The organism is Cellvibrio zantedeschiae (assembly GCF_014652535.1).
Classification (GTDB): Bacteria; Pseudomonadota; Gammaproteobacteria; order Pseudomonadales; family Cellvibrionaceae; genus Cellvibrio; species Cellvibrio zantedeschiae.
Genome location: NZ_BMYZ01000004.1, coordinates 63557 through 88776, shown reverse-complemented (window position 1 = coordinate 88776; position 25220 = coordinate 63557). Strand labels below are relative to the sequence as shown.

The window sequence follows — 25220 nt, the reverse complement described above, 5'->3', positions numbered from 1 at the left end:
TGCAAATGGCAAATGGCCGCTGATTAAAATAATTTATCTGTCGCCGGAATGGAGCATAGGAAATAGAATTATTCGCTTTTTGCAGCCACAACAGATTTCCATGTGCCTTTTTTCTTGGCATTTTCAATATTCCATTGAAACGTGAATGGATGCCAACACGCAACAGGCTGCCCATTGTCCATACAAGGTGTAAATTTCCAGTGACGTAAAGCGTGGGTCATAATTGCCTGATCTAAACTGGTAGATCCGCTAGACAGAATCAGCTTTGCATCTACAACATCACCGCTTTCAGCAATATTTAAATTAAGCTCTGTCGTTCCTTGCTCACCTAAACGCGCGGCATCTTCAGGGTATTTTGGATGCGTCAAACCTTTGGATGATCGTCTGGGTTTAACAAAAGCTGGATTTTCGGTAACAACCGTATGCTGAACATGTTGTATCGCGTTATTTGCAGGTGTTGCTTCCGCTTCAAAACCAAGGGTTGGCGGCGAAACAAAATCGGGGACCGAGGTTTTTATTTCTGAAGGCTCGACAGGAACAGGTATTTCAACTTCAGGCGGATCATTCTCTACAATTTCAGTCTCAATCGCTTCTACTATTTTGTGCTTGCTAAAAACCGCCAAAGAGTTAGCCAATACATAAATCAATAGAATATGCATGACAACAACAATCGCAATTCCAGTCGCTCGCTGCCGAGCCTTTCGCGGTTGATAATAGGACATGGATAATTCCCTTTAAGAGTTTCGAAATATTCGCTCGCACTTAATGAGCAACATTGCAAAATGGCTGGGCGAAATAATTTTCTGGACCAACCAGCCACACACGTTGAATGAAATGTAACTTGAGATTTTTATTGGAGGGAAAGCTATTAAGCGACACACAGCTACTTTTAAAAGAGCGTGTATCGAGAACACTTTCAATGAAGTCGCAAACATTGCCTTAAAAATCCCGTTCATTTTTATAATTGCTTTATTCTAACGAGACTCCTTCAAAGAATACAAGAACAGATCGAAGTAACCGGTTAACATCTAAACCAATGGTATGCGCCCCGTTAAATATCTGATTTATTTGACATAAAAATCAACATTTGTCAGCACAGCTATTTTAGGATGCGACTTTAATAGTGAAGGTTTAATCATCTTTTCCGTATGGCTACAATTTTTTCTGCCAAAACATAGCGCGTCCCATTTTAGGATCAAGCTCGTATCCGGCGAATCCGCAGGCTTTATATGCGGCTTGCGCAACCTTATTTCCCTCTAATACTTCCAGTGTGATTTTGCAGCAATCGAGTGATCGAGCTATTTCTTCAATTTTTTCCATTAATTTTTTTGCAATGCCCCTACCGCGAAATTCTGGTGCTACGGCAAAATCATGAATGTTCAATAGTGGTTTTCCCACAAATGTTGAAAAACCTTCAAAGCAATTTGCCAAACCAGCAGGTTTGCTATCCGCAAACGCCAGCACCACATGAACACCGGGGCGGTGTTTTAATGAAGCAACCAGATTTTCTTTTACAAAATCTTTTAATTCTTCACCGCCGCCCATTTCATCTTTAGCATATTCGTTTAACAAGAATATAAGCGCACTCGCATGTTGCGGATTATGTAAATCAGCTTGTATGACCTGAATTTCAGACTGCATGTTTCCCTCAAAATGACTGCGGTTGACTCTATAAGATATCCTTCACTATATCCGCCAAAACCTTGTTGCATCAAGGCTGCATTAGCCTCAATGCTTAATTAAGCTAGGACATTATTTTCTCGTACGCTGCAACTTTATTTCTTTCATTCCGTATAGAACATAAAACCGGTTAGGTTGATGCTTTATACTGACCCGGCAATCCCTTTGGCAGGAATTCACTCAGAGTCATTATGGATACGCGAGAAGACAAATTAATCAGCCTGATTGGTCGCTGCGCCCTGCGCGACCAAGCGGCACTCAAAGCCCTGTTTGAAACAGTAGGTCCCTATTTAAATGCGGTGGCCTATCGCATTCTGCGCTCTGAAGAAGCGGCAGCCGATGCCTTGCAAGAAGCTTTTTTGCAGATTTGGAATAATGCTGGAAGTTACCGGCCACACCTCGCCAAACCGCTTACCTGGCTCGCTAGCATAGTGCGCTATCGCGCGCTGGATAAACTCGACAGCGAGCAGCGCCACCAGAAAAAATTCACCAGCTTCGGCTATGATGAAGTGATAGAAGCTATCCCCGGCAACAATAGCCCCGAGGCCGAAGTGCAAAATTCCCAGCTCAATTTTCATATCCATCGCTGCCTCACCACTCTCGGTGAAAACATCAAGCGCAGTATTGAGCTGGCTTATTTGCACGGCCAATCGCGCGAAGAAATTGCACAGACTTTTTCTACCAACACCAACACCGTGAAGTCCTGGTTGCATCGCGGCGCTGAACGCCTTAAACAATGTTTGGAGGCGGTATGAACGACAAGACCGCCAGAGACACAGAACTTGACCAACTCGCCTTTGATTACGTGACCGGTGTTATGCGCGGTGAGGAACGCAAAGTTTTTGCCGAACAATTAGCGCGCGATTCTGAATTGCAAAGCCGCGTGAATTTTTGGGAGGAGGAATTGATCGCCATGAGCGACATTCACGAAGAGCGCCCAACAAGTCCCGAAACCTGGAAAGCCATTGAAAAACAACTCACCAACAGCGCGACTGAATCGCGTAAACCCTGGTGGCAAATTAGTTGGTTGCCCGCTGCAAGTGTTGCCTTCAGCCTGCTTTTACTGTGCGGAGTTTTATTGTTGCCGACGCATAAATCAGCGCAACCCAACAGTGATTATGTTGCTGTACTGGCTGATGAAAAAGGTGCACCGCTTTTAACCGCGCTTACTGCCGCCAATGCCAAAACACTTTGGCTAAAATGGGAAACAATAAATGTTTCGCCCGAAAAAAATCTGCAACTATGGGCAGTCTCGCGCAATGACGGCCAAATACGTTCGCTTGCGGTCTTTACCAAAGGTGGCGATGCGCAATTAGCACTGACCGATACCCATATGCATTTAATTCGCGACGCAGCTTACCTGTGGCTCACTGAAGAAGAAGCTGGCGGTTCAGCCATAGATGAACCCAGCGATAAAATACTGGCCAAAGGTGCTTGCGTATTTTTGGACAAGACGACCAAAATTTTATAGCACAAGGGAAGGTCACTTGATACAGGATTAATAATGACAATCTTTTTAAAATACCAACGCGCGCTTCTTAAGCGCGTGTTTTTTATTGGCGGATTTTTTTATGGCTTGAGCTGTGCACCTTGCATTGCTCTTGAGCTGGCTTTAAAAGATGATAATTTGCGCAACTGTGCGCAGCAAGCAGCCGATAAAAATCATTGGCAAACGGCAACCGAATTTACTGCGCTGGAATGCCACAACCAAAATATTGCATCGGTGGAAGGCATTGAACAATTCGTCAATATTGAAAAGCTATCGCTCTACAACAATAACCTTTCAAGTTTTCCGGCGCTGAATTTACCCAAACTCAACTTTCTCAATATCGCCAAAAACAAATTACCACAACTTAAGCTGAAAGATTACCCGGCACTGGAAAGTTTTTTTGCATTTGGAAACCAATTGAGCACACTGGATTTAAGCAACTTGCCCAACTTGAAAAGCTTTAAAGCCAACAACAACCAGATTACAGATTTTATTTACAAGGATTTACCCGCATTGGAAAAAATCTATATGTTCGACAACAAAATGGTCACTATAGATATTTATCGCTTACCCAAAATGAATTATATGGACGTACGCCAAAACCCCATGCCCGATAAACTCTATGAAGACATGGATAAACTGAAAGGCGTTACCTTTCTGCATAATGGAAATACCCGCGATTGGCACCAATAGGACACTAGCGCATGAAGTTGTTTCCGTTCATGGCTTCGGCCATTTGTTTTTCCCTAACCACACTTGTCTTTGCAGACAGCACGCAGCAATTTAATTTTTCTAACCGGACTCGCTACGCCGACGTGAATGATGGTAATAGTGGCAAAGATATTTCCACCCTGTTTCGCGTAAATCTGAAATCACAATGGAATGAAGTTTTCTCTTCATTTGTTGAAGTAGATTACGTCAAAAGTTTTTTGCCCGATGATCACAGTGACGGTCTGCATTTTAACGAACACACCATGATTGCAGATGCCCCGGGTGCAGATCTCAACCAGGCTTTTGTCACGCTTAAATTCGATGATATGAAGTTTGATCTTGGCCGCCAGCGACTTGCCTATGACTCACAACGATTTATCGGCGGTAATGCACTCTGGCAAAACGAACAGACTTTTGATGCAGTGAGCAGCCGCTTTAGTTTAAAAAGCAATTCGGTATTGAATTACGCCTATGTGTTTAATGTAAACCGTATTTTTGGAGATAAAGCTGACAAGGATTTTTACGATGTCGATTACAATAAAAATTGGGAAAAACCAGAGCGCCCGGAATATTTACTTGGCGACCACAAACACAAAACCCATTTGCTTCACCTTGAATGGAATGAATGGGATTATTCACAATTAGTGGCTTACCATTATGCCATCCGCAACCAGGATTTAATCAGCGATTCAAACAATACGACCGGCATTAGCTACAGTTTTAATGTTAAAGGCGACCAATTTAAATATCGCCTGCAAGCTGAAGCAGCCACGCAGAAACGCACAGAAATTTCTAACGCGGTGCAAGTGCCTTACTATATGTTGGACGCTGGAATTAGTGTTAATAGTGTGGAGCTAAGTAGTCGCTATGAAGTTATGGGGGCAAAAAATAATATTCCTTTTATTACACCCCTAGGATCGCTCTACGATTTTATGGGCTGGGCAAATCGGTTTGGAACACCTATCGTCAGCGGTGTTGAAGATGCGTCATTGCGCTTACTCTGGCGTGCATCACCTTTTCGTATAGATGCGCGCTACCACGTTTTCCACGAATATGATGGCAGCAGAAAATTAGGCGATGAAGCGGATATAGATGTTGTATTTAAGCCTGCAAAAAAACATGCGGTGTCTTTGCGCTTTGCGTATTTTGAACCGGAAGATTGGTTTGAACCGCATAATCATGTGAAGAAGATGTATTTGGATTATACGTATAATTTGTGATTTGATTTCTTCCTCTCCTCCCTGCATGGAGAAGAGGAGGTTAAAAAATCAATAATAAAAATGCACTTGCGCAAACACGTTAGAATAATTTCCCTGAACTCGTTGTGGAATGTCTTTACCACTCCTTACTCCACCGCGAATTTGTATATTCGCAAAGGGCGTGTATTCCAATAATAACGAATGGCGATTGCGCTGGTTTTCGTTGATGTGAGTATCCGGGTCAAGATATTCGGTTGTTAGTTTTAAATTCAATCCCTTAAACAATTCACGATTGACTTCAAAGAAACTGACGCGCTGGGTTTCATAAGCACCAGGAACGTGGCTTACGGATTCATCCTTAATCTGATCAACCTCCGCTAAAAACGTAAAACCCAACCAATTAAAGCCACCAAAAATATTGTACATAGTTCGGTGCCCCAATTCGGCGTCATTCATAATGGCACTTGCACCTGCACGCCAGTTGTTACCGATATATTCGCTGCGCAATAAATATTGCATGCGTTTATCGTCATTAGTCAGGCCAGATGAACCATTGGTTACCGCAAGATTAATAATTGCGTGAGTGTATTGCAACCCTAGCTCCACACCATTATCGCTATTGTTGAAATTAATACCTGAGGCTTGGCGAATAAACGCACTGTCATCCTGCAAGCGTATGCCATAAGGCAACATTATTTTTCCAGCTTTCAGATAGTGATTATCTATTAATTTTGCCAGCACAAACGTTTCGCGATTGAGTGCACCGCCCGGCGCGACTTGTTCATCAATGTATAAACTGAAGCGCGAATCCTTCGGCTGGAACACTATATATATTTGCCCGGTTTGGGTTTGAAATCCGCGTGAATCTTCAGTGGTTTGAACAGCGGAATTTTTATCAAAATCTGTCTTCTCATAATTAGCGCGAAAGTTAGCCCCAATTCGAAAAGTCTCACTTAAATTTCCTGCGTCAAACAAAATCGGACTTCCACCGTTTTGCGGCAACACGTTAGTGCCATAGTAAGCCCCGTAGGTATTGCGTGCTCCGCCACCTATGGGATTAATATGGCATGCAGAACAGGGCAGATTATTTTTAAAGGCTAAATAGGGTTCGGCAAATGTGCTATTGAATAGAAAAATGCTACATATAAAAAAGCAGAGCTTGATTAGCAGCATTTTTTTAGAGTGGGTATACATGGTGGTAATCCCCCCCTTCAATTCCATCGTTATCGCCATCCAGCGCTTTACCTTCGCTATCGAGCACATTTGTATTAGTAATGCGCACGTCAACCGCAACAGCTTCTTGTGCAGCCAGATCAACATCCAGATGCAAATTCTGCTCGGCAAAGGTAATGCTGAAATTTTTTGTATCCATTAGCTCCCCTGAATTATTTATCAGGGAAACCTGAACGGAATTTTGTAAGAAAGCATCCGCTTGCAATGCGCGACTGAAGTGAATATCCGCAATAAAATGATCTGCATCTGATACACGGCTTTTTTGTTGACTCACTTTGGTATTACCGCCAGTACCTGTGCGCGGTGCACCATTAGCAATCCAATCGCGAACCAAGGTAATTTGCTCTTTGCTGAGATAGGGTCCGCCCAAAGGCATTTGACCACCAACTATGTCATCGTCTCCCTGGATTTTTTTCACCATATAGCTTTCATCAGGCTTGCCGGGATTAACGCGCAACAATTCCGGTTTTTCATCGGCTGCGCGGCTTACTAAAAATGCATAACTATTTTCTTCTGAATCCAAACGCAAACCGCGCGGCGCGGCCGCACCTGTGTGGCAACGCGCGCAAATTGCACCAAAAATAGTTTCCTGGATATGAGTAAGCGTTGCTTCGGGATTTGTTGTATTAGGATTATCATTCGATTTAATTGGCAAGCCTTGATCATTCAAGCCTTCACCAGAACCAACACCGCAACTCGCCAAAATAAAAGCAGCCATGGGAAGAGTGAATATATTTTTCACGTTTACCTCCAACGATTTTATTGTTGAAATGCAGCGGCGCTATGATTAACCACTAGCACCGCTACGTTTTTTAGAATCGTTGTTATGGCCGTGCAATTCGCCAATCGGTGTATTCGCCTGTTACATCGCCAGCGGCGGTATCACCTACGTAGAAATATAAAGGCTTGCCTTTATAGGCCCACTGTTTCACACCTGTATTTGCACCTCTCTCCACCAGCGTAAAATCACCAAAAGCTTTTGCATCTGCAGCTGCGTAAAGTGCAGGCCACACAGTGAGGCAACCGTTAAAGCATGTGGTAACACCGGAAGTATCTTGATCGAAGGTGTAGAGCGTGAAATTTTGATGCGCATTGTCAGCAGCACCGTTTGCAGTCACCAGATTTCCGTGCGCAACAAACAACGCACCGGACGAATGTTGTTTTGTGATAACCGGAGCCGTGCGCGCTAAATGCCATACATTTGCAACACCATCCCCTTTGGTGTCACCCGCTTTGGTATCACCAGAAAAAAGATAGAGCGGCATACCATTGAGCGCCCACTGGAATTTTCCGATCGCACGCGCAACCAATGTGTAAGGTGGCTGTGCAACAGCGCCGTCATCAGCCATAAGCGCGGGCCAATTCACCAAACAATTGCCCGAGCAATTACTGCTGCCCGCTGTATCAGTATCAAAGGTATAGAGTGCAAAACCATCACGCGGATTTGCACTTATCTCTTCTGCACTATTCACTGTAGTGGCGGTTTTTACTAATCCATATGCAGCAAGATAAGAACCTTGCGTTGTACTTGCAGCAACTTTTACTGGCAGACGACGCGCAAGATGCCATTTAGGTAATGCCTTCCCTGTCGTTTGACCGGCAGCTGTATCACCTACGTAAAAATACAAAGGCATGCCGTGATATGCCCACTGTTTTGCAGCAGGGTTAGTTCCCATAGCGCGAGTAATTATGGAATAAGGCGCTGTAGCTTCGTCACCGTCATCTGCCAATAATGGTGGCCAGGCAGTGAGGCAACCGCCGTTGCAATTGGATACTCCAGAAGTGTCGTTATCAAATGTGTAGAGACTAAATGCATCGCGATCCAGATAAGTGCTTACGAAAGCGGTATTCGTAGAATCTGTTGGCATTCCCACCAACACCTTGCCACTTGCGACTAAATAATCTCCATCAGCTGCATTTAAAATTGATTGACTCATTTGCACGGGAATATAACCCGCAACGTGCCACACACCCGCAACGCCTTCGCCTTTCACATCGCCTGCGGCATTGTCACCCACAAAAAAGTAGAGCGGTTTATCGCGCAACGCCCATTGTTTATGGCCATCACCGCGCGTGATTATGGTGAGCGGCTTCTCTGCGACCGCGTTATCATCGGCAATCAATGGTGGCCAGTTAGTCATGCATTGCACGCTAGTGCAATTGGATGCACCAATTGTATCTTTATCAAAAATATACAGCGTCATTCCCGCGCGGTTTTGCGCTGCGAGGCTAATAACATTATTGTTATTCACTAAAACATTCACGCCGCCTTTAGCGACAAAAACTTCGCCCATTGCGCTATCGCCATCAGTAATGGGCGACGCCTCCACCGCAATACTGCTGGAAACTGAAGAACTGCTAAGGCTACTTGAACTGCTACTACTCGAACTAGTAGCAGGCTCAGAAGAGCTGCTCGAAGAACTGGAAGCCACTGAACTGCTAGTCGCTGCCATTGAAGATGTGGGGTACTGGTTATCACCACCCGTATTGTTATTACCTCCACCTCCACCACCGCCGCAGCTACTTAAAGCGACAAATGAAAACACGATTGCAGGAAACGCGGACCAAAGACCCTTAGCTGAAAAACCAAAAGAAAAAAACATATCCAAACCCTCCACGGTTATTTTGCGAAGGGACTTACGGATTACTTTAATGGATAGTTGCAGGCCAGCTAAAAAATATTTTAATTTTTAAATCTATGTCGCTAATTTAAACAGGCAACAAATAAAAGAGGCGCATTATGCGCCTCTTTTTCAATATTGTTTGTAAGGTAAAAACTTTCCTGACAACACCACATTTACACGATCACCTTTTGGGTCTGGCTCACGCACTATAGCCATACTGAAATCAATGGCGCTCATAATGCCATCGCCGAATTCTTCGTGAATCAATTCCTTAATGGTTGCGCCATAGACACTCACAATTTCATACCAGCGATAGATAAGTGGGTCTGTTGGAACAGCTGTCGGCAGTGAACCTTTGTAGGGAACAACCTGCAACCATTTTTGTTCTTCCGTTGAAAGCTCAAAAATATCGCCAATAATAGCGGCTTGGGCTTCACTAAATGTCATCTGCCCCAAACACCCCGCCGTAACCCACTCCTTACTCAAGCCCACTTTTTGGGCGACGTCGCACCATTTAATGCCTTTGGATACTTTAGTAGCGATAATTTTTTCTGTAATGTCGTTGCGATTCATAGCGCCCCCGCGATGGATGATAGATGAACGGAAATTAAATAAATCCAAATCAACACGAGCAATTAATACGCCAGAGTTTTTTGCGGCAATAAAAAAGGGCAACCCAAAGGGTTGCCCATAAAACGACTCATGAAGCAGTCGAAGAAGAGGGGAACAGCAGAACAAATCTGCCGCGAAAAAACTTACGCTTGAACTTGCACTACACCGTTTTCTACTTTTACCGGATAAACGGTTACTGAGTATTCCGGTTTTTCCAGGCATTCACCGGTGCGCAAGTTGTAGTGTTCTTTGTACAAAGGTGATGCAACTACAATTGCTTCACCGATTGAACCAAGAATACCGCGTGACAAAACATTAGCTTCGCCAATTGGATCGTAATTAGAGATTGCAAATACTTCGCCCAAACGACGAGATTTAAAAATAGCAACTTGTTGACCTTTAACTTTGGCGCATACACCAGTGTCAGCAAACAAATCAGATTCGTTACAAATATTTACCCAGGTTTTTTCGCTCATGATTTTTCTCACATAATCTTTTCGATGTTAAGCTGGGCACGCATGCCCAACCTAGCCGCAATATTTAGTCAACTAACTCAACCAGATCAATTTTATTGGCACGCTCATCTTTAAACGCTGGACGAATTTGCTCGCGCTCCAACACATAAGCCAAATTGTCATCGCGGTCATCTGAGTTGATGAAGTGCTTGAAGCGTTTTTGCAATTCAGGATTTTCCACAGTGGTTTTCCACTCACATTGGAATTGATCGATATTTTCTTGCAGTTGTTGCTCCAGCTCAGCCGCTAACCCAAGCTTGTCGTCGATGATAACTTTCTTCAGGTAAGGCAAACCGCCTTCCATATTTTCCAGCCATACCGAAGTACGTTGCAGACGATCACCAGTACGGATGTAGAACATCATTACACGGTCGATATATTTGATCAGGGTTTCATCGTCCAAACCTGTTGCAAATAAATCAGCGTGGCGTGGACGCATACCGCCGTTACCGCACACATACAAATTCCAACCGCTTTCAGTGGCGATTACACCAAAGTCTTTACCTTGAGCTTCCGCACATTCACGGGTACAACCTGACACACCAAATTTAATTTTGTGCGGTGCGCGAATGCCTTTGTAGCGCTCTTCCAATCGAATCGCCATGCCCACAGAATCGAGCACACCATAACGGCACCAAGTAGAACCTACACACGACTTAACAGTACGCAAAGATTTACCGTAGGCTTGGCCCGTTTCAAAACCGGCTTCCACTAAAACTTTCCAAATAGCTGGCAATTGATGCAATTGCGCGCCGAACAAATCTATACGTTGACCACCAGTGATTTTGGTATAGAGCTTGTAATCTTTGGCTACTTGACCGAGAACAATTAATTTCTCAGGAGTAATTTCACCACCGGCTACACGTGGCACGATCGAGTAGGTGCCGTCTTTTTGCATATTGCCAAGGAAAATATCGTTGGTGTCTTGCAAGCCAATGTGTTTCTTGTCGAGAACATATTCGTTCCAGAAAGACGCGAGGATTGAACCCACCGCCGGCTTACAAATATCGCAACCCAAACCTTTACCGTGACCATCCAACAATTCGTCGAAGGTTTTGATTTTTTTGATGCGAACAATGTCGGCCAACTCTTTACGTGAGTGTGGGAAGTGTTCGCAAATATGGTTGCTCACTTCTACACCGAGTTTCACCAACTCGGCATCCATAATTTGCTTAACCAGTGCAGTACAACCACCGCAAGAAGTTGATGCTTTAGTGATGGCTTTGATTTCGCCCATGGTGTTTGCGCCGTTTTGCACTGCGCAGCAAATTGCACCTTTGCTCACGTCCATACAGGAACAAATTTGCGCAGTTTCTGGCAGAGCGTCTACACCCATACCGTGGCTTGCACCATCAACAGAAGGCAGAATCAAACCGTTTGGATCTTCCGGTAAATCCATTCCGTTTACGCACATTTGTTGCAGAGTACCGTAGGCTTCTACATCGCCTACTAATACCGCGCCCAATAATTTTGTGTTGTCTGCAGAAACAATAATGCGTTTGTAAACTTCTTCTACATCGTTGCTGTAGGTGTAGCTCAATGAACCTGGGGTATTGCCGTGTGCGTCGCCAACAGAAGCTACATCCACACCCAACAATTTCAATTTTGTACTCATATCGGCGCCGGTGAATTGCTCATTGCCGCCAGTGATGTGCGACACAGCAACTTTCGCCATGTGATAACCCGGTGCAACCAAACCGTAAATACGATTATTCCAAAGCGCAGATTCACCGATTGAGTAAACATCTGGCACAGAGGTTACGCAGTTGTTATCAACAACGATACCGCCGCGGTCACCAACTTGAATACCGCACTTGCGTGCGAGTTCATCTTGCGGGCGAATACCGGCAGAGAACAAAATCATATCGGTTTCTAAATGGCTGCCATCAGCAAAGTTCATGCGGTAGCGTGCTTCGGTACCTGCAACAATTTCAGTAGTTGCTTTTTGTGTATGAACTTTTACACCGATTGCTTCAATTTTACGGCGCAATAATTTACCGCCGCCTTCATCTAATTGAACTGCCATCAAACGCGGAGCAAATTCAACCACGTGAGTTTCAAGGCCAGCCGCTTTCAATGCAGCTGCCGCTTCCAAGCCTAACAAACCACCACCAACAACTACACCTACTTTGCTTACTGCAGATGAAGCGGTAATGGCTTCCAAATCTTCGATAGTGCGATATACCAAGCAGTGCTCGCCATTGTTACCGGGAATTGGTGGAACAAATGGGAATGAACCTGTAGCGAGAATTAATTTGTCGTAGCCTTCGCGACGACCAGAAGCAGTGATCACTTCTTTGTTTTCAAGATCGAGATCAACTACTTTATCTTTCAAAATAAATTCAACGGATTTTTCGTTGTAATAATCTTCGCTGGTCAGCATCAAATCTTCAGCAGTTGAACCAGAAAAATATTTTGATAACTGAACGCGGTCGTATGCCAAACGTGGCTCTTCCGAGAAAGTAATGACCTGATAATTTGCAGCATCAGCGTGGTTCACCAAATTGTCGATGAACTTGTGACCCACCATGCCGTTACCGACTACAACAATACGCTTCTTCATAATTGCCTCACGTTTTTTAACGCTTTTTGGTTTAACTAAAAATAAATTTGATTAAGCTGATAGCTGAGCTTCTTTAATCCAGGCTTCAACTTGTAACTGTTCTTTCATGTTCACAACTTTGCCAACGATAATCAGCGCTGGTGATTTCACTTTCTCACGCAACACCGCAACCGGGAAATTTGCCAAATCAGTAATAATGTCGCGTTGGTCTTTGCGGCAACCGTTTTCGATAATCGCTACCGGAGTATCTGCCGCCACCCCGCCTGCTAATAAGTTGTCAGAAATATCGCCAGCGCGAGTCAGACCCATGTAAAACACCAGGGTGTGATTTAATTGCGCGAGCGCATTCCAATTTACGTCGAGAGTTTTTTCGGCATGACCAGTTACAAAAGTGCAACCTTGTGCAATGCCGCGGTGAGTCAGAGGGATATCCGCATATGTGCTGCAACCCGATGCAGAGGTAATACCTGGAACTACTTCCGCCTCAACACCTGCTTTGCGCAGCTCTAGCAACTCCTCACCGCCGCGACCAAATACAAAAGGATCGCCACCTTTAATGCGGCACACGTTCAAACCCAATTGCGCTTGATTAACGAGCAATTGGTTTAAATCTTCTTGGGGAATACTGTGGTTGTTTTTAACTTTGCCGACGTAGAGCGCAGGCGTATCTTTGGGAAAGAGTGCGCAGATTTCTTCGCTGACTAATTGATCGTAAAAAATGATGTCGGCAGAGTTAATTGCACGCAGTGCTTTTACGGTTAACAAATCTGCATCGCCTGGGCCGGCGCCAACCAACCACACTTTGCCCGTACGCGCTGAGCGTGGCTTGTGCAAATCATTCACACGACCGTTGATAGGCGTGGATGTTTTGGTATTTGTGACGGTATGTTTCATAGTGGCACCTTTCAGGTTTACCTGGATTAATTCTCCAGGTTTGCATGAAAGGGATTGTGCAAGCGCAGTGCCAATGTAAAAAAATGCGTAAAGCTAAAAATAAAACCCTTTTATTTCATAGGTTTAATCAACGAGCCTCGCAAGTATGCAGGCTCTTCCCTATTCAAATCAGGAAGAACAAAGAAGAGCGCGTGATTTTTATTGGTGCATGCGCGCGCCATAAGAAAGCAAAAATATATCTTTTGATTTTTTCGTTATGCACACATATAAAACAAAGTAATGGTGCACAGTGATCCATAAAAATGCATTTTTAATTTTTTGATGTAAAAAATCTCAACCGGCCATATTCGCTAACCATCTTTAACCAAGCTTCACCCTAATTGATTTGCAAATTTCGGGTTGGATATGCCAAATTCACCGTTTTGGAGCATGAAATTTAGTATCCAGGCTGGATGCTTGGCTTGATAAGTGCTCAAGAACCTCAAGCCCAGACTATTAGATCGAAAATAGAAATAGTTTATTGCTCAGGTGTAACTTGAGTGGCTCCCGATAGCGCTATAAAGTAAGCAATCACCCATACGAATATTGCCATGCACTCCATACCATCTATATCACCCGCCCTCGTCGATAGTTTTGGCCGCGCCATTACTTACGTGCGCCTGTCGGTGACAGATAGATGCGACTTACGCTGCATTTACTGCATGGCGGAAGACATGACTTTCTTGCCGAGAACAGAAGTACTTTCTATAGAAGAGTTGGCGTTATTGGGAAAAACGCTGTGTGACCTGGGCGTCACCAAGTTGCGAATTACCGGTGGTGAGCCCTTGATTCGCGGCGGAATTATCGAATTAATGCAAAACCTGGGGCAAATCCCGCAACTTAAGGAACTCTGCCTTACCACCAATGGCACCCACCTCGCCAAGCACGCCCAAGCATTAAAAGATGCAGGCGTAGATCGCATCAATATCAGCTTGGATACCCTCAGCCCGGAACGCTTCAGGCAGCTAACCCGTTTTGGTGATATCAACCAAGTATTTGAAGGCATAAAGGCGGCGCAGCGGGCGGGCTTCCAACACATTAAACTCAATTGCGTTGCCCTCAAGCACTACAACGCCGATGAAGCGACCGAGCTGGTGCGATTTGCGTTAAACGAGGGGCTTGATATCAGTTTTATCGAGGAAATGCCGCTAGGCAAGGTAGATGGGCATGGTCGAGCAGCGGAGTTTGTAAGCAGTGCGGAGCTGCGGGTACAAATTGCGCAACACATTCTTTTGAAGCCCAGCTCAACAACGACCGGCGGGCCATCGCGATACTGGCAGGCCGAAGGTTTCGGGTCACGGGTTGGCTTTATCTCGCCCCACTCCGAGAATTTTTGCAGCAGCTGCAACCGCGTCCGCATTACCGCAACCGGCAAGCTAATCCTCTGCCTGGGACAAGAAAACAGCGCCGATTTGCGCAGCGCCATGCGCTCCAGCCCTACCCCGGAGCTGACCTTGCGCGAAACCCTACTAAAGGCGATTGTGCATAAACCCGAAAAACATGATTTTGATTTAGCAGATGAGCCGCAAATATTGCGATTTATGAGTGTGACGGGGGGGTAAAGCCTAACAGCATTTGTTAAACAGGGAGTCGTCATCCTCGCGTAGCGGGGATGACGACTCCCTACTAAACCGCCAACTTTTTTAAACGCTGAGAGAAAGCGTCGTCATTAATTATCACAGGATTTCCATGTCATCCCAAAAAGAATTTGAACCGCTGAATATTTGCATCCTCACCGTATCCGACACCCGCTCGCTGGAGACAGATACCTCAGGCCAAAAGCTGCAAGATTTATTAACGGCTGCCGGCCACACATTGCACGACCGTAATTTAGTGATTGATGATATTTATCAAATTCGCGCCGTTGTTTCACAATGGATTGCAGATAAGCAGGCACAAGTTGTTTTGATTACTGGCGGAACCGGCTTTGCAGGTCGCGATAGCACCACTGAAGCAGTTACACCTTTGTTTGATAAAACGGTGGTGGGCTTTGGTGAATTGTTTCGCCAGGTTTCGTACGACGAAATTGGAACCTCTACCATTCAATCGCGCGCAACCGCAGGCCTTGCAAACCGCACGCTAATTTTTTGCCTACCGGGATCGACTGGTGCTTGCGTTACTGCGTGGGAAAAAATTATTGCCGAACAATTAGACAGCCGCCATAAGCCGTGTAATTTTGTAGGCCAATTACGAATTCAATAAAATCTTCCCATTAAACTTGTGCGCATTTATGTGGTGCACAAGTTTATTTTTATGCGCGCTATTGCAGCCGCGCAATTTACTCAATAATTTTTCAATCCTCCTTTATTTACTTTTGGGTCGCCTTTTTGTGCCATTAAGTGGCATTTTCATTTAGAAATGTCATCGATTACAAAATTATCGTGGTAAATATGACTATTTGATGGTTTTGGCAAAGTCTTTGCTATTTACATTTGCCGCGTATGAAATTTACGCTTGAAAAAGACATTGCTATGAACGATTTTCTCTTGGGAAAGGCTACAGTCCCAGCTTTATTGGCAGCCATGGACGCGCTCACACTTGAGCAAGACTTCCAAATATTTTTTAAAAAAGCAGCCACATCGGTGTGTAAATTATTGAACGCCGACGGCGCAGCTTTAATTTTATTGGATGAGCGGCGCGAATTTTTTGAATACCATTTATTCGAAGGCGCGCAAGAAGAACGACTCAACCCGTTCAAAGGCATGCGCTTTCCTGCAAATGAAGGTATAGCCGGGCGCGCGCTTAAATTAAAAAGCAGCATTTATGTACGCGACTATTCGCAAGACATGGATGCAATGCCAGATCTCATTAAAGGTGGATTGGCCGCCAACTTTGTTATTCCTTTAATATCCTCGGACCAGGTTATTGGCGTGCTGGCATCCTCCTGGTTCAGCGAACCCGCAGATGTTATTCCGCCACAAATATTTTTATTGGCCGAACGAATTGCCAGCCAAATTGCAGTAGCTTGTCATCGCGAGCAATTGGAAAAACAATTGCGCTCATTGGTTAGCATAGATCCACTCACCCAACTCAACAATCGCCACGGCATAATGCAATTTCTTGATCAAAAAGCTGATCAACTTGCACGGCACAATCGCAGCTTTGCATTATTTTTTATCGATCTGGATGGATTAAAAACTGCTAACGACCAATGGGGCCATGAAGTTGGCGATAATATCCTGCGCGATGCTGCGAATCGTTTGCGCGATGTGGTGCGCAAGAGCGATTGTATTGGTCGATTGGGGGGCGATGAATTTTTAATTATTGCAGAGTGCGATGAGCATAGCTTAGCTATTCTGGCCACTCGCTTTATCCAGGCGTTGCGAATTCATTTTGGCAAAGGCCGAAAACGCGGGCGAATTTCTGCCAGTGTTGGAATTGCTTTTTCGCCCGTCGACGGCACCGAACCAAATACTCTGCTGCGCAAAGCAGATGCGGCCATGTACTCCGCAAAAAAAGAAGGTGGTGACAGGTTTAACTTTGCGTCGCGCATTGCCACTAGTGAAAGCGAAAAATCGATTTCTGCGGTCGATATTGAAAACGCACTGGATTCAGATGAAATCTGCCTTTGGTATCAACCCATTATCTCGTTGCGCAACAAGCACGTTATAGGCTATGAAAGCCTGGTTCGCTGGCAAAAAGCAGATGGCCAATTAGTGGGCGCCTTACCGATTATAAAAGCTATTGAGTCGGCCCGCGGCGATTTGGAAATTCGCTTTGGCAATTGGATTTTGCAAAAATCAGCACAACAAATTTCAGAATGGAAAACCCAGGATTTTTTTCACGATATCCACATCAATATTTCAGCAAGGCATTTTCTACATCCTTCGTTTTTGCAAGAGCTCCATAAAATTCACACACAATATGCAGATGCATGTCACTCATTGATTGTTGAAATTACAGAATCAGCAATGCTGGATGATATGGAACGCGCGCGCAGAATTATTTTACGCTGCCAGGAATTAGGGGTGCGTGTTGCAGCAGACGATTTTGGTACAGGATATTCTTCGCTAACCTATTTAAAATATTTGCCACTCAACTCATTAAAAATTGACCGATCTTTTGTCACCGATTTACCGCACAATCAAGTCGACAGAGATATTGTGAGTGGAATTGTTTCTATCGCCCACGCATTAAATTTATTAGTGGTGGCAGAAGGCGCAGAAAACGATGATCAACTGGAAAGCTTAAGGGCTTTAGGTTGTGATCAGTTACAAGGCTACGTCATTAGCCAACCTATGCCACTTGAACAAGTGATGCCTTGGCACAACCTTTACAAAACGCGTAGCAATAATTATTTTGAGCGAACTAACGCAAAGCTAGCCGCAATTCCGAAACATGCTTAAAATTTATTAATACGTGGTCGGCAAATGCTTGAGCATTTCGCGGCGCGCCGCAATCAACTCTTTATAGGTTTGAATCATCGTAAAATTAACGTAGTTGCCGTTAAGTTTTAAAGCATCCTGTTGACATTGGTACTCAGCAATTTCTGCCATAAGTTTTGCGCGGAGATCATCTGTACGCGCAAGCTCAATTCCAACACCCATTTGATGTGCTATTTTTTTCATCTCAATTGCTCCTTAGTCTACAGCCTTAGCGGGATGCTTGTGCTTCCGAACACCATAATTAAATAAACGCACGGCATGCTCGCCGTGAATCTGAAACACTAACTGTTTATAAAGCATAGCGCAGCCGCAAGATATTCAAGCACAGTTGCTAGACCGTTTACTTCTGTATGCCACGCGAAAAAGGCTAGCTATATAAGCCTTAGCAATAAATGAATTTTTAAAGAAGTTATCGGCAGGGGAACGAGTTGACGCTTCTATTCTTTTCTTTCGTATTTTCAATAACCTGGAAATTCCAACGAGAAATTGATGTTCTTATAGTGAAAAAACGACTTACCAAACTTTACATCGATAACATCTTTTACCCCGCACCAATCCATTCTCGCTCGTGTCAGAATACCGCCTGTTGTCAGATAATATGTCAATAACAGCTAGCAATGAGCGGTGAGTTTCTCGCCACTTCTCTGGTTCGGATCACAATCGAGATCAATCTCAGCCAGCCCTTTGATACTGACAGCAGCGTCAACACAATCATAAGTTGAGAGGAAATAAGATGTTACTCAAAAAAAAGGTTGCGCTTGCAGCAACCATATCGGCTTTGGTAATCACCCAACCTGCATTGGCCGAGGGCCTTGCAATATCCCCTAAAGACACTTTGGAACAACCCGGCCTTACGGTCATTCTGGATCACAATCCTTTTAGCCCTATTTTCTTTGACGAAAAAAATGGCGGCCTGCAAATGGTATTGCACGGTGAGCGCATAGCTACCGATGGTGCCTTGCGCCTGAGCGCGACTCCGGAACAGTGGGATCCGGTACCAACCTTCGCGAGCCGTACTCGCGATGCCAGCGGCACGCAGGTTTTGGTTCGCTCGTCTTACCCGAATGTGGATTTGTCCTACACATTAGCTGTGACTCCAGAAGAAGGTGGATTCCGCATCGCGGTTAATCTGGACAAACCTTTACCAAAGTCACTGGAAGGCAAAGTGGGCTTTAACCTCGACTTTTTGCCATCAACCTACTTTGGTAAAAGCTACCTGAGCGACAAACAACCCGGCCTTTTCCCCCGCCACCCTGCCGGGCCAATGAAGAATGACAAAAGCGGAGATCCCGAGCCACTGGTTTCCGGCGGTAAATCTTTCACTCTTTCCCCGGAAGATCCGCTGACTCGCGTAACCATAGTGTCAGACAAGGCTCCGTTAGCCCTTTATGATGCCCGCAACCGTGCGCAAAATGGCTGGTTTGTTGTGCGTTCGTTGGTCGCGGCAGGCGCAAAAGACGAAGCCGTTGTCTGGCATGTGCGCCCCAACGTCCTACCCAACTGGGCGCGCCAACCGGTAATTTCTTACAACCAGGCAGGCTACACGCCGCAGCGCAGTAAAGTGGCGATCATCGAGCTTGACCCCAACTTTAAAGGGTCGGACGAGGCCGAATTGCTGCGCCTGATGCCCGATGGCAGCAAGCAAAGCGCGCTGCGTGGAAAGCTAACCTCTAAAGGCAAATGGCAGCGCTACAACTACTCCGCTTTTGATTTTTCAGCGGTACGTGAGCCGGGCCTCTACGTTATTTCCTACGCAGGGCAAACCACCACGCCCTTCAGCATCGCCGAAAATGCCTACAACAATATCTGGCAGCCGTCGCTTGATACCTTCCTTCCTGCACAGATGGACCACATGGGCGTGCGTGAGGGCTATCGCGTATGGACAGCACCTTCTCATCTTGATGATGCCCGTCAGGCACCAGCCAATCTCGTGCATTTCGATGGTTACAAAATGGGCGAATCACTCGATTCTCCGTTCAAAGCAGGCGAGCGTATTGATGGTTTAAGCGTGGGCGGTTGGCAGGATGCGGGCGACTACGATATCCAAACACCAGACAACTCCTGGGTTGTACGTGACCTGGTGTGGGGCAAAGAACTCTTTGGCCTGAATTGGGATGAAACCAGCGTGAACGAGGCAGCGCGTGAGGTTGAAATCCGCAAACCGGACGGACAGCAGGATTCGCTCCAGCAAATCCGCCATGGCACTCGACAGTTAGTGGCGCAATACAAAATCTTCGGTCATGCGATTCAGGGAATTATTGATCCTACTTTGAAGCAATACACACACCTGGGTGATGCATCCTCACAAACCGATAACAAGTTTTACGATCCATCCTTAGGCGAAAATGAGTCCAAAGGTGATCGCTCGGGCAAGACCGATGACCGCTGGGCTTTCACGAGCGATAGACCGTCCAACAATCTTTATGTAGCAACTGCACTCGCTGGCGCTGCGCGTACTCTGCCCGCACTCGACGCACCATTGGCCGCTGAAGCCCTCACCGCCGCCAAAGCACTTTGGGCGCGCGAACAAGGCAAGGAATTCCCGCTCGCGGAACGCCATAAAGGTCCCTTCCCTGCACGCTCGCCCGATGCGGTTAACGTGCAGGCCACCGTTGAACTTCTACTCGCAACCAAAGGCGAGAAAATTTACAAAGATCGCCTGATGCAATTGTTACCTGTGATTGATGTTCAATTCGACTGGGTTGGCGGTGCGGCGGCGCGGGCAATTCCTTTAATGGATGCCACCTACCGTAAACGTTTAGAGGAAATTGCGGTAAAAGCCAAAGAGCGCATTGATAACCAGATTGCCAACACACCCTTCGGTGTACCCATTAGTGAACATTCCTGGGCAGGTTCTATCCAGGTGGCCACTTTCGGAACCAACATGTATGTCATCCATAAAGCCTTCCCCAAAATTTTTGGGGTTGAATACACGCTCAATGCGCTGGATTACATGCTGGGCCGCCACCCGGTAAACAATGTTTCGCTGGTATCCACCATAGGCATCAGCTCCAAGCTGGTCGCCTACGGCCACAACCGCGCTGACTACAGCTTTATTGCAGGTGGCATGGTGCCGGGTCCGTTAGTAATCAAACCGGACTATCCCGAGCTGAAAACCGACTGGCCATTCCTGTGGTTTGAAAACGAATATACCGTGGCCACTACCTCGGCTTATATTCTGGCGGCTAACGCAGCCAGCGCAGCGGCCAAGGAGAAACACTAATACTACCCGGCTAAACGGCCAACTTTTCAGCCCACCTCTATTTAAAAGAGGTGGGCTTTTTTATTCCCAGCTAATTTAAGTCCACTGGATAAAAACTGGCACAGCCAAGAGTTCTGGTCGATACTAAATCTATTCGAGTTACGGATCGCTGCAGTCAACGCCATGCCCACCAAGACGTTTTATTCCAAGCTACTTCTGTTAGCCTTTTTGCTCACTTTTGCCGCCATAGCGGCCAAGCATTTTCTGCCTCAAAAAAAATTCGCTTTGATACCTGGTGACGCTACTAAAACATCTTATTACTTAAGCGATCATAAAGATGCCAATGGTAAGGATGCGATTTATTGGATCAATTATGAAAACTCGCACTTTCATTGCGACCACACCAAAACGGTAGAGTCGTTTTCCTGCGCAATTAATTTCGTGCTTGCCCAAACCCGAACGCAAGGGACAAGTTTGCAACAATTTTCTACCATGAAGATTGATATTAAATACAAAGGCCCAGCAAAAACGCTGCGAATTGCCATGCGCAACTTTGATCCGCGTTTTTCAACCACAGAAAACTACAACAGTGATAAATTTATTTTTATCAACTTACGCACCAGCGATCTCAACGTGCCTATTTCACTCTCCATGAACGAGTTAAAAGTCGCAGACTGGTGGATTGCGCAATTCAATCTTCCGCGCGAGCAAGCTCAGCTTGATTTCCGCAATATTATCAGTGTGGCAATCGATATTGAGGAACAGCTGCAAGGTACTGAACACGATATACAAATCAACCAACTTGAATTTACCGGCGACTGGATTAGCACTGAACATTGGTATCTCGCCATATTGCTGGCGTGGCTTAGCTTCGGCACCGTGTTTGCTATTGTTCGCCTGGTACAGTTGCAACGAAAAGAACAGCAGCAACGGGAAAAAATTTCGGATCTGGTAGTTACCAACTCAAAACTGCGCACTGAAACCGATAAGTTTCGCAAGCTTTCAACCGTCGATGCATTGACCAGCGCGTTCAATCGTCACGGTATTGAGCAAATTATTGAGTCACTCGACATTCGCCTTAACGCCACATCAATTATTTTGCTCGATATAGACCATTTTAAACGGATCAATGACCGTCGCGGCCACGATGCTGGCGACAGAGTCTTGCAAAAACTCAGCGACGTTATTTTAAAAAGTATTAGAGCCAGCGACAAATTAGGTCGCTGGGGCGGTGAAGAGTTTGTTTTAATCTGCCCCAATACATCAGTCGGCATGGCCATGGCTTTAGCGGAGAAATTGCGAATAATTATTTTTGATACAGTGTTTGAAGCTGAAAATCCTGTTGCGGTTACCGCCAGCTTTGGCATAGCAGCTATCTTACCCGACGAAGCATTTACCTCTGCATTTAAGCGTGCTGATGAAGCACTTTATAATGCGAAATCACTGGGCAGGAATTGTGTTGTTGTGGCAGAAAAAGATAATCCACTTTAAGAAATAGGCATAAAAAAATCCCCGGTGCCTAAACACCGGGGATTTTTATTTAAGCAATTACTGAATTACAATTTATCAAATGCATCCGTTAATACGCAATCGAAACGGCGCGCGTCGTATTCAAGCAAACGATTTACATCTTGCGGCTGGATAATATTTTTACTCACCGCGTCTTGCAGTTTTTCCGCCATATTCGCACCGCTCAATTTGTTTTGGTTTTTCAACCAGGTTGTCCACAAAGGACCAAGAGCCAACAACATTTGGTAGGTACTTTCCACGCGGCCAGCTGCATCTTCTGCTTCGTGGCTTACATAAACATATTGCGCAAGGCTTTGGCGAACAGGGTTTTCCTCTAGCATTAAATCACCCAATTCGCGCGTTAGGTCATCCGTAGGTTTGAGAACAATTTTGCCCCAGGGCAAGGTAAGATAACGCACCAATTTTGCCACCCAGCCTACGGGGAAATTATCCGAGAATTCAATTAACGCCTGTTGCGCTTTGTTGAGTGCAGTTGTAATGGCATATTCAGCGTGAACATCTTCCGCGTGGGTTCTTGGGTGCGCTGAGTGATATTTTAAAATCGCACAAGCGATAAACAAATTACTGTGGATATCACCCAAACGTGCTGACAAAAGTTCGCGACGTTTTAAATTGCCGCCGAGCACGGCCAACGCAATATCTGAAATACTTGCGAAGGATGCACTCAACAAATTAATACGTTGATACCAGCGCGCGCTAAAATCGTCTGCGTTTGCGGGCACGCTACTGAAATGGCCGCGCGTTAAACCGAGCAACTTGGTACGCACTATATTGCTCAACACATGACCCAGATGCGCAGTAAATAATTTGTCGAAGGTTTTAATGCCGCGCTCTTGATCTTCATCCTGCATGGCTTGCATTTCGTTGAACAAATAGGGATGGCAACGCATTGCGCCCTGGCCAAAAATCATTAACGAGCGCGTTAAAATATTTGCACCTTCCACGGTAATAGCAACAGGAACGCTATGGTAGGAATACACAAGGAAGTTGCGCGGCCCCTGCTGAATTGCGCGGCCACCCACAATATCCATGGAGTGCTCAACTGATTTGCGCATCAATTCTGTCGCATGGTATTTCGCCATGGCAGTCATTACCGATGGCGAACCCGTCTCCAAACCTTTGGTCACCAATTGGCGAAAGGCTTCCAAGGTGTATGCGGTACCTGCGATATCTGCCGTCGCCTCTTGCACGCCTTCAAACTTACCGATTTCGGTATTGAATTGGCGGCGAATACGCGCGTAAGCACCCACCAAACGATAATTCATTTCGCCGCTGGCAGTTGAAAGCGATGGCAAAGAAACACCGCGGCCAGCGCCCAAACATTCAATCAACATGCGCCAACCTTTACCGGCCATGGCGGCACCACCAATGATCCAATCAATTGGGATAAATACATCAGTACCAAAAATTGGCCCATTCATAAACGGCGAACCGGGATTGTGGCGCTTGCCAATTTCCATACCGGGGTGATTGGCAGGAATCAGTGCGCAGGTAATGCCGTATTCTTTTTTGCCGGCATCGCCCAACAAGCCTTCTGGATCGTATAGCTTGAACGCAAGGCCTACTACGGTCGCCACTGGAGCGAGAGTAATCCAGCGTTTGCTGAACGTGAGGCGTAAACCTACGACTTCCTGACCTTCATGCATGCCTTTGCACACAATACCTGTGTCTGGAATTGAGCCTGCATCTGAACCCGCTTCTGGGCCAGTTAAACCAAAGCAGGGAATTTCGGTGCCTTTTGCAAGGCCGGGTAACCAGCGATTCTTTTGCTCCTCTGTACCGTAATTCATTAGCAATTCGCCTGGGCCGAGGGAGTTGGGCACCATTGCGGTTACGGCTGCAGTGCCGGAGCGGCTGGCGATTTTGCTCATTACACGGCTTTGCGCGTAGTGGCTAAATTCACGACCGCCAAATTCTTTGGGGATAATCAGGCCGAAGAAACCTTTGTCTTTAAGGAATTGCCAGGCTTCCGGCGGTAAATCTTTGCGGCTGTTATAGATGTCCCATTCGTTGAGCATTTCGCACAACTGGCTTACTTCATTATCTAAAAATGATTGTTCTTCCGCGCTGAGTTGCGGCAAACCAATTTGGGCAAATTCATTCCAGTCGGGCTTACCGCTGAAGAGTTGTTTTTCCCACCAGGTGGTACCTGCTTCCAAAGCTTCGCGTTCAGTGACGCTCATACTCGGCATGGTTTTCTTAAGGATATTAAATACGGGCTTGGTCAAGAAGGCGCGACGCAGACCGCCCACGTTCAATACGGCAATTACCACTATCAACGGCACCAGAGCCCAGGGTGATAAGAGGCAAGGCACTATGGCCCCCAGAACCACCCAGAAAATCACCACCAGAGTCGAGGCAGCTGCGAGTGCAACCTGGCGCAAAACGAGTATCGCAATCAACGCCCAGATCGCTATGAGTGCTAGCAGTAATGACATATTAAAACCCTCTTCTTATTTACTTTGTGCGGGGAGAGCCCGTCTTCTCATTGAGTCTAGTTGCAAGATTCCAGTCTTGCTGCCTGGTGGATCAGATTTATTGATG

20 protein-coding genes are annotated in these 25220 nt (G+C 45.8%); 9 read left to right on the top strand and 11 right to left on the bottom strand.

Features of this window, described 5'->3' with window-relative positions:
• Positions 1-68 precede the first annotated feature (68 nt).
• Both IE104_RS17150 and IE104_RS17145 read right to left on the bottom strand, forming a co-directional pair.
• Positions 69-722, bottom strand: coding sequence for an energy transducer TonB (locus IE104_RS17150; RefSeq protein ID WP_189420789.1), 654 nt, complete (start codon positions 720-722; stop codon positions 69-71).
• 430 nt (positions 723-1152) lie between these two features.
• Positions 1153-1641: a GNAT family N-acetyltransferase gene (locus tag IE104_RS17145; RefSeq protein ID WP_189420788.1), complete on the bottom strand. Its 489-nt coding sequence runs from the start codon at positions 1639-1641 to the stop codon at positions 1153-1155.
• A gap of 230 nt (positions 1642-1871) precedes the next feature.
• On the opposite strand from IE104_RS17145, the gene IE104_RS17140 reads away from it, so the two are divergent.
• Genes IE104_RS17140 through IE104_RS17125 form a run of 4 tightly spaced genes read left to right on the top strand, consistent with a single transcriptional unit; the run spans position 1872 to position 5100 of the window.
• Positions 1872-2435, top strand: a complete 564-nt coding sequence (locus tag IE104_RS17140) for an RNA polymerase sigma factor (RefSeq protein WP_189420787.1) — start codon at positions 1872-1874, stop codon at positions 2433-2435.
• Entirely contained in the window at positions 2432-3151 is a 720-nt protein-coding gene (locus tag IE104_RS17135; RefSeq protein WP_189420785.1) for an anti-sigma factor, read from the top strand. The genes IE104_RS17140 and IE104_RS17135 overlap by 4 nt, the downstream gene beginning before the upstream one ends.
• A gap of 33 nt (positions 3152-3184) precedes the next feature.
• Complete coding sequence (locus IE104_RS17130; RefSeq protein ID WP_189420783.1) at positions 3185-3862, top strand: leucine-rich repeat domain-containing protein; 678 nt, start codon at positions 3185-3187, stop codon at positions 3860-3862.
• Positions 3863-3873: 11 nt separating this feature from the next.
• The gene (locus IE104_RS17125) at positions 3874-5100 is read left to right on the top strand and encodes an alginate export family protein (protein ID WP_189420782.1); all 1227 of its coding nucleotides are present in this window, start codon (positions 3874-3876) and stop codon (positions 5098-5100) included.
• A gap of 48 nt (positions 5101-5148) precedes the next feature.
• Here IE104_RS17125 and IE104_RS17120 read toward each other — a convergent pair whose 3' ends face one another.
• From IE104_RS17120 to cobA, 7 genes are all read right to left on the bottom strand, one after another.
• Positions 5149-6273 carry a hypothetical protein gene (locus tag IE104_RS17120; RefSeq protein WP_189420781.1) on the bottom strand — a complete coding sequence of 375 codons (1125 nt, stop codon included), beginning with the start codon at positions 6271-6273 and terminating at the stop codon, positions 5149-5151.
• Entirely contained in the window at positions 6257-7054 is a 798-nt protein-coding gene (locus tag IE104_RS17115) for a c-type cytochrome domain-containing protein (RefSeq protein ID WP_189420780.1), read from the bottom strand. The genes IE104_RS17120 and IE104_RS17115 overlap by 17 nt, the downstream gene beginning before the upstream one ends.
• An 82-nt stretch (positions 7055-7136) precedes the next feature.
• Complete coding sequence (locus IE104_RS19085) at positions 7137-8915, bottom strand: hypothetical protein (RefSeq protein ID WP_229838068.1); 1779 nt, start codon at positions 8913-8915, stop codon at positions 7137-7139.
• 150 nt (positions 8916-9065) lie between these two features.
• Complete coding sequence (gene cynS, locus IE104_RS17090; RefSeq protein ID WP_229838066.1) at positions 9066-9611, bottom strand: cyanase; 546 nt, start codon at positions 9609-9611, stop codon at positions 9066-9068.
• 80 nt (positions 9612-9691) lie between these two features.
• On the bottom strand, positions 9692-10024 hold the full coding sequence (nirD, locus tag IE104_RS17085; protein ID WP_189420779.1) for a nitrite reductase small subunit NirD: 333 nt from the start codon (positions 10022-10024) through the stop codon (positions 9692-9694).
• Positions 10025-10088: 64 nt separating this feature from the next.
• A complete protein-coding gene (gene nirB, locus IE104_RS17080; RefSeq protein ID WP_373298528.1) occupies positions 10089-12626 on the bottom strand; it encodes a nitrite reductase large subunit NirB in 2538 nt (845 codons plus the stop codon).
• 51 nt (positions 12627-12677) lie between these two features.
• Entirely contained in the window at positions 12678-13520 is an 843-nt protein-coding gene (gene cobA / locus IE104_RS17075; protein WP_189420778.1) for a uroporphyrinogen-III C-methyltransferase, read from the bottom strand.
• A 590-nt stretch (positions 13521-14110) separates the two neighbouring features.
• Between cobA and moaA the strand changes: the two genes are divergently transcribed.
• From moaA to IE104_RS17060, 3 genes are all read left to right on the top strand, one after another.
• Positions 14111-15121 (top strand): GTP 3',8-cyclase MoaA, encoded by a 1011-nt coding sequence (gene moaA / locus IE104_RS17070; RefSeq protein WP_189420777.1) that lies wholly within the window; start codon positions 14111-14113, stop codon positions 15119-15121.
• Between the two features lie 127 nt (positions 15122-15248).
• Positions 15249-15761 (top strand): molybdenum cofactor biosynthesis protein B, encoded by a 513-nt coding sequence (moaB, locus tag IE104_RS17065; protein WP_189420775.1) that lies wholly within the window; start codon positions 15249-15251, stop codon positions 15759-15761.
• A gap of 269 nt (positions 15762-16030) precedes the next feature.
• Positions 16031-17905 carry a putative bifunctional diguanylate cyclase/phosphodiesterase gene (locus IE104_RS17060; RefSeq protein WP_189420773.1) on the top strand — a complete coding sequence of 625 codons (1875 nt, stop codon included), beginning with the start codon at positions 16031-16033 and terminating at the stop codon, positions 17903-17905.
• A 6-nt stretch (positions 17906-17911) separates the two neighbouring features.
• Here the strand turns inward: IE104_RS17060 and IE104_RS17055 are convergent, their stop codons facing one another.
• Complete coding sequence (locus IE104_RS17055) at positions 17912-18127, bottom strand: hypothetical protein (RefSeq protein WP_229838065.1); 216 nt, start codon at positions 18125-18127, stop codon at positions 17912-17914.
• Between the two features lie 550 nt (positions 18128-18677).
• Here IE104_RS17055 and IE104_RS17050 point away from each other — a divergent pair.
• Positions 18678-21167 carry a glycoside hydrolase family 9 protein gene (locus IE104_RS17050; protein WP_189420771.1) on the top strand — a complete coding sequence of 830 codons (2490 nt, stop codon included), beginning with the start codon at positions 18678-18680 and terminating at the stop codon, positions 21165-21167.
• Between the two features lie 162 nt (positions 21168-21329).
• Positions 21330-22637 (top strand): GGDEF domain-containing protein, encoded by a 1308-nt coding sequence (locus IE104_RS17045; protein ID WP_189420770.1) that lies wholly within the window; start codon positions 21330-21332, stop codon positions 22635-22637.
• A 65-nt stretch (positions 22638-22702) separates the two neighbouring features.
• On the opposite strand, the gene IE104_RS17040 is transcribed toward IE104_RS17045, so the two are convergent.
• Positions 22703-25114, bottom strand: a complete 2412-nt coding sequence (locus IE104_RS17040; protein ID WP_189420768.1) for an acyl-CoA dehydrogenase — start codon at positions 25112-25114, stop codon at positions 22703-22705.
• Positions 25115-25220: the final 106 nt, after the last annotated feature.